An 8,823-nucleotide genomic window follows, 5' to 3' on the forward strand; every position below is an offset into this window, starting at 1 on the left:
GCCCCCGCGGCGATGGCGCGACGGCCGCATCTCCTGCCAGGTCGGGACGTCCATGGGGAGGGCGACGCCGCCTGCAAAGCAGACCTTGGAGTAGAAGCCGAAGGATTGCGGGGCGGGCGCCGCCGGCAGTTTCTCGGCGCCGAAGAGGTCCTTGGCGCGTTCCTCGGCCATTGCCGGCGGCGCGGCGAGACTTGTGAGGGCGAGCAGGCCAAAAGCCGCCAGCTGTGAACGCTTGCCGAGCCGCATCGCTGTCTCCATGAACCCCCGCCGCAAACCCAAGCCCGAATCATAGCACGCAATGGACGTTGCTTCGATCGCCGGAGCGGTTCCGTTTCTCACAAACCGGTCAACCGCCCTGTTTTCTTTTCCGACGCATTCCGGCCCGAAACCGTGTCACGGAATGCGTCAGCGCTTCATCGGGCTGCGCGGCGCGCCGTCGCGCCAGTCGCCGCTTGCCCACATATGGTCGAAGGCGGCGCGGTAGTCCGGGAAGCGGAATCGGTAGCCCGCCGCCTTGAGCGCCGCGATATCCTCGCGGCTCAATCGGTGCGCTTTGCGGAAGCGTTTTTCGCCAGCGGTGGTCGCATGCGCCAGCACCGCCCCTTCCGCCTCGTCGATCGGCACCAGCCCGAATTTCACGCCACGGCGCCTTTTGCTTCGAGACCGCGCGAGCGGAAGGCGTGGATTGTCTGCGCAAGGACGGCGACGGCGATCTCGGCCGGACTGGCAGCACCGATATCGAGGCCGATCGGCGCGTGGATGCGCGCGATCTGGTCGGCACCGGCGCCGAGCGCCAGCAGGCGTTCGACACGCTTGGCGTGGGTCTTGCGGCTGCCCAGCGCCCCGACATAGAAGCATCGGGCGTCGAGCGCCGCCTTCAGCGCGAAATCGTCGATCTTCGGATCGTGGGTGACGGCGGCAAGGGCGGTATAGCTGTCGAGCGGCGCGCGCTTCAGCACATCCTGCGGCCATTCGGCGTGCAGCGCGACGTCGGGGAAGCGTTCCGGGGTAGCGAAGGCGGTGCGCGGATCGATGATCTCGACCGGATAGCCGGCGATCCTGGCCATCGGCGCCAGCGCCTGGCTGATATGAACGGCGCCGATCACCACAAGGCGCGGGCGCGGCAGATGCGCGTTGAGAAAGAACGTCCGCCCTTCCGCCTCCACCGACCTCGAATTGCCGGTGCGGAACGCATCGGAGATTGCCGCCCCGAGATCGCCCGCAACATGGTCGCCCTCGCGCACGATGCGGTCGCGGCCGTCGCCAAGGTCGGTGACAAGCACCGCGGCGCGGCGGGCGCGGCGTTCTTCGTTGAGTGTCTTCAGGACGTAGGGATCCATCTGTGATCAGCCCAGCCGCTCGACATAGACCTTGATGCGGCCGCCGCAGGACAGGCCCACCTGCCAGGCGGTCTCGTCGGCGACGCCGAATTCCAGCATCCTTGCCTTGCCACTGTCGATAACGTCCATCGCCTCGGTCACTACGGCGCCCTCGACACAGCCGCCGGAGACCGAGCCATGGAAATTCCCCTCGGCGTCGATGACCAGATGGCTGCCGACCGGGCGAGGCGCCGAACCCCAGGTCTCGACCACGGTCGCGATGGCGACATCCTTGCCATCCTTCATCCAGCCTTCCGCGATGATCAGGGGATCGCGGGCCTCATCGAGATAAATGCTCTCATCCATCGTCGCTTCTCGCAAAGTCTGTTTTTCAAGGAAAACCTTGGTCGTCCCTACGGTAAACGTTGGTTTCCCGCCAAGGAAACATATGGCTACGCGGCCTGCCTCTCGCCAGTTCGCGCCCAGCGGCGCGGATCGACCGAAGCCGCCGGCCGCTGGTCGAGCGAGGCGCAAAGATCGGCCAGCGCGTCGAGATTATGCACCGCCCGAAATTCGTCGACATAGGGCAGCATCGCTTTCACGCCACGGGCGCGGGCCTCAAAGCCGTCGAAGCGCAACAGCGGATTGAGCCAGATCAGCCGCCGGCAGGATTTATGCAACCGCTCCATCTCCTGCGAAAGGCCGGCGACGTCGTCGCGCTCCAGCCCGTCGGTGATGAGAAGCACCACGGCGCCCTGCCCCAGCACGCGCCGCGACCACAGCCGGTTGAACTCGGCAAGCGTGTCGCCGATGCGGGTGCCGCCCGACCAGTCCTTCACCGCCGCCGAGCATTCGGCCAGAGCCTCGTCGGGATCGCGATGGCGCATCTGGCGGGTCAGGTTGGTCAGCCGCGTGCCGAAAACGAAGGCGTGCACGCGCCGGCGCTTCTCCGTCAGCGCATGCAGGAAATGCAGGAAGATGCGGGTGTACTGGCTCATCGAGCCGGAAATATCGGCCAGCACGACCAGCGGCGGATGCGCTTCGCGCGGAGAGCGGAATTTTGGCAGGATAAGTTCGCCGCCGGTACGCGCGGCCGAGCGCATCATGGCGCGCGGATCGATGCGGCCCCCTTGCGTATCCGCCTTGAAGCGCCGCGTGCGGATCAGATCGAAGGGCAGGCGCAAGGCCGCGATCGCCTTTTTGGCCTCAGCCATCTCAGCCGCATCCATCTGGGCGAAGTCCTTGCCGCGCAGCACCTCATTGCCGGAAAAAGTCATCCGTGCGTCGACCTCGATTTCCGGCACTTCCCGGACCGGCTGGTTTTTCCGATGGCCCTCGAACATCGCCCGGCTGACGCGGTTCTCGGCCGCCCGCGGCTTCTGCTTTTCGCGATCGTCCGGTGCGACCGGCGAGAACATCGCCAACAGTTTCTCGATCAGCTCGCGCGATTTCCAGAAAAGGCGGAAGGCCTCGTCGAAGACAGGATGATCCTCGTGCCGCGAGACGAGCACTGCATGCAGCGTCCAGTAGAAATCGTCGCGCGAGCCGATGCCGGCGGCAAGTACCGCCTCGATGGCGTCCTTCACCGAGGCCGGGCCGACGCGCATGCCGGCCTTGCGCAGCGCCCGCGCGAAATAGACGATGTTGTCGGCGATGCGCCCATCGGCGAGCGCCTCTTTGGGTTCCGGGCGCACAGGCATCGTGCCTACTCCGCCGCCGACAGCTCGGCCTTCACCTCATTGAGGATGCGCCGGCCCTCGCCCTCGCCGATACGGGCGATATCGTCCTGGTATTTCAAAAGCACGCCGATGGTGTCCGACACGGTCTCCGGATCGAGCGCCACCTTGTCGAGCTCGGTCAAGGCGCCAGCCCAATCGATGGTCTCGGCAACGCCGGGCGCCTTGAACAGCTCGACCTGGCGCAGCTTCTGGATGAAGGACACGACCTCTGCCGACAGTCGGCGGTTCGCCTGCGGCACCTTGCGCCGCACGATCTCCAGCTCGCGCTCGGCGTTCGGATAGTCGACCCAGTGGTAGAGGCAGCGACGCTTCAGCGCGTCGTGGATTTCGCGCGTCCGGTTGGTGGTGATGATGACGATCGGCGGCTCTTCCGCCTTGATCGTGCCAAGTTCCGGAACTGTAACCTGAAAATCGGAAAGAATCTCGAGCAGGAACGCCTCGAAAGCTTCGTCGGTGCGATCAAGCTCGTCGATCAGGAACACTGGCGCAGCGCCAGCCTTGCCGGTCAGCGCGTCGAGCACCGGACGGCGGATCAGGTATTTCTCGGAAAAGACGTTACGCTCCATATCGGAGCGCACGACCGTGCCCGCCGCTTCCTCCATGCGGATCTCGATCATCTGCGCGGCATAGTTCCACTCATAGACGGCCGAGGAGACGTCGAGCCCTTCATAGCACTGCAGGCGGATGAGCCGGCGGCCGAGCGCGCCGGCCAGCACTTTGGCGATCTCGGTCTTGCCGACGCCCGCTTCGCCTTCGAGGAACAAAGGCCGCTTCATGCGCAGTGAAAGAAACAGCACCGTCGCCAGCGAACGGTCTGCGACATAATCCGCGCCTGTCAAAAGATCGAGCGTTTCGTCGATCGTCTTCGGCGCGGGGCGCGGCGCGGTCATCTTGTCTCCGTGGATCCCGCTTGCACGTTCAAAGAAAATGATAGCCGCGGTTGTGGTAGATCAGCGGCCGCAAATTATCGCCGATGCGCAAGCCTGTCACCTTGCCAAAAAGCACACGGTGGGTGGCAAGGTCCTTGCTATCGATGATCTCGCAGTCGAACACGGCCAGCGCGCCTTTCAGCGTCGGGGCGCCGGTCGAGATCACATCCCATTCGGCGAGCGCGAAGCGCTCCTCCACCGGCAGGCCGGTGACGCCTGAAAAGGCGACCGATACGGCTTCCTGGTCCGATGCGAGGGTGTTGAGCGCGAACTTGCCGTTCTTGACGAAAGCCTCGTTCTTGGCGTTCTCGCGGTTGAGGCAGACCAGCACCGTCGGCGGGGTGTCCGAAACCGAACAGGCGGCGATCACCGTCGCGCCCCTTTTGCCGCCGGGCCCGTCGGTCGTCACCACATGCACATGGCCGGCAAAATGCGCCATCGCATCGCGATAATGCTGCGGCCCGATATCATTGATCTTCAGCACCCGATGTCCACCTGTCGAAACTAGTTCGTTATATATAGCGGCATATTGCACGCCACAAGTTGCATGGCATGGGCGAAGTGCTTGACCGCAATCCGCAAATTCGCGTGTTGCGCGGCGCTTAGCCAGCCCTTAGGCATTTCCTGGAATAGTGTCGGGACTGTATTCCCGGCATGGAGGATCTCTTAGCCCGAATGCGTCTTCTCACGATGACATCAGCCGCGCTGCTCTGGTTGTCGCTGGCCGCGAGCGCCGACGCCGAGACGCTGGTCGGCGTTGCCGCGCCGCTTTCCGGCCCATCGGCGATCCTCGGCAAGCAGATCGCGGCCGGCGCCGGCCTGGCGGCCGAGGCGAACGGCATCGCGATCAAGGCCGTGGACGATGCCTGCACCGCCGATGGCGGCGCCGCGGCGGCGAAGGAATTCGTCGACGCCAAGGTCAATGTCGTGGTGGGCTTTCTCTGCACCGACGCTATCGAGGCGGCGCTGCCGATCCTGAAGGATGCCGACATCCCGGTCATCACCGTCGGCGTGCGTACCGAAAGCCTGACCGACCGGCGCGCCAAGACCGGCTGGCCGGTCTACCGGCTCGGCCCGCGCGGCGACGATGAGCGCAACGCGGTTGCCGCCAAGCTCACGCAGCTCTGGCGCGACGACCTGTTCGCCATCGTCGATGACGGCACCATCTATGGCCGCGAGATGGCCGAGACTTTTCGCGCCGCCGCCGAGCAGGCTGCCTTGAAGCCGGTCTTCGCCGACACGTTCCGGCCGCAGCTCGACAACCAGATCGGGCTGGTCGGCCGGTTGAAGAAGGCCGGCGCGACCAAGGTGTTCGCCGGCGGCGACGGCGACGATATCGCGATCATGGGTCGCGACGCCGCCCGGCTCGATGCCGGCATCACCTTTGCCGGCGGCGAAAACCTGCGCACGCCGCCGGGCGATGTGCCCTATGCCGTCGGCACGCTGATGATCGCCCCGCCGGAATGGTCGGAGATCGCCGATCCCAAGGTGATGCAGGCTTTCGCAGCGAAGAACATCGTGCCGGACGGCTACACGCTTCCGGCCTATGCCGCGGTCGAGGTCGCCAAGGCCGCGCTGGCCGGTGCGGAAAGCACTGGGCAGCCGCTCGGCGAAGCGCTGAGCGGCCGTGATTTTGCGACCGCGATCGGCACCGTCCGCTTCGACGACAAGGGCGATCTCAGCCAGAACCCGTTCCGCCTCTTCCGCTTCGACGGCACGCATTTCGTGCCGCTGGAGGACAAGTGATGTTCCGCACTGGTCCGCGCAATCTGATCACCGACGTTGCCGGCCTTCGCGTCGGCAATACCGCCGACGCCAGGCTCAAATCCGGCGTCACGGTGGTGCTGTGCGACGAGCCCGCGGTTGCCGGCGTCCAGGTGCTGGGCGGCGCTCCGGGCACGCGCGAGACCGACCTGCTCGAGCCGCAGAATTCGATCGCGACGATTCATGCCGTCGTTCTGTCCGGCGGCTCCGCCTTCGGCCTCGACGCCGCCTCGGGCGTGCAGGCGGCGCTGCGCGAGAAGAACATCGGCGTCGAGGTTGGCGGCTTCCGCGTGCCGATCGTGCCGGCCGCGATCCTGTTCGACCTGCGCAATGGCGGCGACAAGGATTGGGGCCGCTATCCGCCCTATCGCGAGCTCGGCTATGAGGCTGTGCAGGCGGCAACCGTCGATTTCGCCGTCGGCACGGCGGGCGCCGGCACCGGCGCCCTGACCTCCGGCCTGAAAGGCGGGCTGGGCTCCGCCTCGACCGTGCTCGACAGCGGCGTCACCATCGGCGCGCTCGTTGCCGTCAATCCGAGCGGCTCGGTGACGGTCGGCCGCAGCCGCCATTTCTGGGCGGCGCCCTTCGAGATCGGCGACGAGTTCGGCGGCCTCGGCTACCCGGCCCCGTTGCCCGAAGATGCCAGGAAGATCCTGCTGAAATACCGCGACAGGCAAATGGGCGGCGAGGCCGAAGGCGGCAGCACCACCATCGCCGTGATCGCCACGGACGCCGTCCTGACCAAGGCCGCGGCCAAGCGACTGGCGATTTCGGCGCATGACGGCTTCGCACGCGCCATCTGGCCGACGCACACGCCGGCGGACGGCGATCTGGTGTTTGCCCTGGCGACCGGCAGGAGCGGCATCGAGCTCGGCGCCGATGCCGCGATCGACCTGTTCGCCGCGGCAGGCGCCACCATGGCGCGCGCAATCAGCCGCGGCGTCCATGCGGCGACACCGGCCGAGGACGATCTGTTTCCGGTTTGGTCGTCGCGCTGACGGCCAATCAAGTCGGATCGGATTTTTCTTCCTCGAAGGTGACCGCGACATCCGAATTCGCGGAGAGCCATACCTTCTGGCCGTCGATTTCCGCGACCAGGGCAAGCGAAATGTAGTGATGATGGTTCTTGTGCGAGCCCATGCCGCTGTCGGCCTTGGTCAGCTTGATCCGGTCACCCTCGACCTTGTCGACGGTGCCGATATGGACGCCGTCGGCGCCGATCACTTCCATGTGTCCGCGTATCTTGCTGATGTCGGTGCTCATGCTGGTTCTCCGCTGGATGGCGATTTGCCCTTTCGGATGCGAGACGGCCGACAATAACCAATGAACGCCGGATTGGATGCATCGCACGGCGCGTCTCTTTCATCGTGGCGTGATAAGCATGACGCTGATGAGACAGATGACGAACCGTCTTGCAGCGCTCGTAGCGGTCAGCATCTGGTTTGCGCGGCAGCGGCGTTGAGCATTGGGCCTGGCTCTGTTAGGACGCGGCCGACGCTTTCTCCCAGGCAGGACTTAGAAAACGGATGATCCCTCGCTATTCCCGGCCGGAAATGGTCGCCATCTGGTCGCCCGAAACCCGCTTCCGCATCTGGTTCGAGATCGAGGCGCATGCCTGCGACGCGCTGGCCGAGCTCGGCGTCATTCCGAAGGAGGCGGCAAGGACCATCTGGGAAAAAGGTGGCGCCGCCAAATTCGACGTCGCCAAGATCGATGAGATCGAACGCGTCACCAAGCATGACGTCATCGCTTTTCTGACCCATCTCGCTGAATTCGTCGGACCCGATGCCCGCTTCATCCACCAGGGCATGACCTCGTCGGACGTGCTCGACACTTGCCTTGCCGTGCAGCTGACCCGGGCCAGCGACATCCTGCTTGCCGATATCGATGCCTTGCTTGCGGCGCTGAAGCGCCGCGCCTTCGAGCACAAGGACACCGTCACCATCGGCCGCAGCCACGGCATCCATGCCGAGCCGACCACATTCGGCGTCAAGCTGGCGCAGGCCTATGCCGAGTTCTCGCGCTGCCGCGAACGGCTGCTGCACGCGCGGGAGGATATCGCGACCTGCGCCATTTCCGGCGCCGTCGGCACTTTCGCCAACATCGAGCCTTATGTCGAAGAGCATGTGGCGGCAAAGCTTGGCCTGAAGCCGGAGCCGGTGTCCACGCAGGTCATCCCGCGCGACCGCCATGCCATGTTCTTTGCCACGCTTGGCGTCATCGCCTCGTCGGTCGAACGCCTCGCCATAGAGATCCGCCATCTGCAGCGCACCGAGGTGCTGGAAGCGGAAGAGTATTTCTCGCCGGGCCAGAAGGGCTCGTCGGCTATGCCGCACAAGCGCAACCCGGTGCTGACCGAAAATCTCACCGGCCTTGCCCGCATGGTGCGCGCCTACGCCATGCCCGCGATGGAAGACGTGGCGCTCTGGCACGAGCGCGACATTTCGCATTCCTCGGTCGAGCGCATGATCGGGCCGGATGCGACGGTGACGCTGGATTTCGCGCTGGCGCGCCTGACCGGCGTCGTCGACAAGCTGCACGTCTACCCCGAGAACATGGAAAAGAACCTCAACAAGTTCCGCGGCCTGGTGCATTCGCAGCGCGTGCTTCTGGCACTGACCCAGGCCGGCCTGTCACGCGAGGACGCCTACCGCCTGGTGCAGCGCAACGCCATGAAAGTCTGGGAGCACGGCGCCGATTTCCTCGAGGAACTGCTTGCCGACAAGGACGTCACGGCGGCGCTGCCCGAAGCCGAGATCCGCGAGAAATTCGACCTCGGCTATCACACCAAGCATGTCGACACGATCTTCAAGCGGGTGTTCGGGGAAGCTTGAGGCCAAACAAAGGCGCGCTGGCGCCAGGCTGGAACACCCCTCATCCGTCTTGTCGCTTCGTGACAAGCCACCTTCTCCCACAAGGGGAGAAGGGGGAATTTGGCGCCCGCGCCTCAGCTAATCACCGATGCCGCGATTGGCAGTGGCGCCGGCGCGGTCTTCCCTTCTCCCCTTGTGGGAGAAGGTGGATCGGCGCGCTAGCGCCGAGACGGATGAGGGGTGCTCCAGCTTGACGCAG

The 8,823-nt window shown here is 65.3% G+C and carries 10 protein-coding genes and 1 pseudogene; 3 read left to right on the forward strand and 8 right to left on the reverse strand.

Going from position 1 to position 8,823, the window contains the following annotated elements; genetic code table 11:
- From FJ980_RS27950 to FJ980_RS27980, 7 genes and pseudogenes are all read right to left on the reverse strand, one after another.
- Positions 1 to 258: penicillin-insensitive murein endopeptidase (locus FJ980_RS27950; protein ID WP_181181320.1), on the reverse strand; the 258-nt coding region annotated here is incomplete at its 3' end.
- A 147-nt stretch (positions 259 to 405) separates the two neighbouring features.
- Positions 406 to 525 (reverse strand): annotated as a pseudogene (locus FJ980_RS34825) (NAD(P)-dependent oxidoreductase); the annotation flags it as partial.
- Positions 526 to 635: 110 nt separating this feature from the next.
- Positions 636 to 1,340, reverse strand: coding sequence for an XdhC family protein (locus tag FJ980_RS27960; RefSeq protein ID WP_140546888.1), 705 nt, complete (start codon positions 1,338 to 1,340; stop codon positions 636 to 638).
- Between the two features lie 6 nt (positions 1,341 to 1,346).
- Positions 1,347 to 1,685: an XdhC family protein gene (locus tag FJ980_RS27965; protein ID WP_140546889.1), complete on the reverse strand. Its 339-nt coding sequence runs from the start codon at positions 1,683 to 1,685 to the stop codon at positions 1,347 to 1,349.
- Between the two features lie 86 nt (positions 1,686 to 1,771).
- Entirely contained in the window at positions 1,772 to 3,019 is a 1,248-nt protein-coding gene (locus FJ980_RS27970; protein WP_140546890.1) for a VWA domain-containing protein, read from the reverse strand.
- Positions 3,020 to 3,024: 5 nt separating this feature from the next.
- On the reverse strand, positions 3,025 to 3,948 hold the full coding sequence (locus FJ980_RS27975) for a MoxR family ATPase (protein ID WP_140546891.1): 924 nt from the start codon (positions 3,946 to 3,948) through the stop codon (positions 3,025 to 3,027).
- A gap of 28 nt (positions 3,949 to 3,976) precedes the next feature.
- Positions 3,977 to 4,471, reverse strand: a complete 495-nt coding sequence (locus tag FJ980_RS27980; RefSeq protein ID WP_140546892.1) for a flavin reductase — start codon at positions 4,469 to 4,471, stop codon at positions 3,977 to 3,979.
- A gap of 191 nt (positions 4,472 to 4,662) precedes the next feature.
- On the opposite strand from FJ980_RS27980, the gene FJ980_RS27985 reads away from it, so the two are divergent.
- Together FJ980_RS27985 and FJ980_RS27990 are read left to right on the forward strand one after the other, a co-directional pair.
- Positions 4,663 to 5,733, forward strand: coding sequence for a branched-chain amino acid ABC transporter substrate-binding protein (locus tag FJ980_RS27985; RefSeq protein WP_140546893.1), 1,071 nt, complete (start codon positions 4,663 to 4,665; stop codon positions 5,731 to 5,733).
- The gene (locus FJ980_RS27990) at positions 5,733 to 6,749 is read left to right on the forward strand and encodes a P1 family peptidase (protein WP_140546894.1); all 1,017 of its coding nucleotides are present in this window, start codon (positions 5,733 to 5,735) and stop codon (positions 6,747 to 6,749) included. Before FJ980_RS27985 ends, FJ980_RS27990 begins: the two co-directional genes overlap by 1 nt.
- Before the next feature lie 7 nt (positions 6,750 to 6,756).
- On the opposite strand, the gene FJ980_RS27995 is transcribed toward FJ980_RS27990, so the two are convergent.
- Complete coding sequence (locus FJ980_RS27995) at positions 6,757 to 7,014, reverse strand: DUF2171 domain-containing protein (RefSeq protein ID WP_140546895.1); 258 nt, start codon at positions 7,012 to 7,014, stop codon at positions 6,757 to 6,759.
- A 263-nt stretch (positions 7,015 to 7,277) separates the two neighbouring features.
- Here FJ980_RS27995 and purB point away from each other — a divergent pair, with 263 nt between their 5' ends.
- Positions 7,278 to 8,585, forward strand: coding sequence for an adenylosuccinate lyase (purB, locus tag FJ980_RS28000; protein WP_140546896.1), 1,308 nt, complete (start codon positions 7,278 to 7,280; stop codon positions 8,583 to 8,585).
- The last annotated feature ends 238 nt before the right edge of the window (positions 8,586 to 8,823 follow it).

Source organism: Mesorhizobium sp. B1-1-5, assembly GCF_006443065.1.
Taxonomy (GTDB): domain Bacteria; phylum Pseudomonadota; class Alphaproteobacteria; order Rhizobiales; family Rhizobiaceae; genus Mesorhizobium.

Coding starts and splice junctions, on each gene's coding strand:
- FJ980_RS27960 (WP_140546888.1), bottom strand. CDS start 1,340: ATGGATCCCTACGTCCTGAAGACACTCAACGAAGAACGCCGCGCCCGC.
- FJ980_RS27965 (WP_140546889.1), bottom strand. CDS start 1,685: ATGGATGAGAGCATTTATCTCGATGAGGCCCGCGATCCCCTGATCATC.
- FJ980_RS27970 (WP_140546890.1), bottom strand. CDS start 3,019: ATGCCTGTGCGCCCGGAACCCAAAGAGGCGCTCGCCGATGGGCGCATC.
- FJ980_RS27975 (WP_140546891.1), bottom strand. CDS start 3,948: ATGACCGCGCCGCGCCCCGCGCCGAAGACGATCGACGAAACGCTCGAT.
- FJ980_RS27985 (WP_140546893.1), top strand. CDS start 4,663: ATGCGTCTTCTCACGATGACATCAGCCGCGCTGCTCTGGTTGTCGCTG.
- FJ980_RS27990 (WP_140546894.1), top strand. CDS start 5,733: ATGTTCCGCACTGGTCCGCGCAATCTGATCACCGACGTTGCCGGCCTT.
- FJ980_RS27995 (WP_140546895.1), bottom strand. CDS start 7,014: ATGAGCACCGACATCAGCAAGATACGCGGACACATGGAAGTGATCGGC.
- purB (WP_140546896.1), top strand. CDS start 7,278: ATGATCCCTCGCTATTCCCGGCCGGAAATGGTCGCCATCTGGTCGCCC.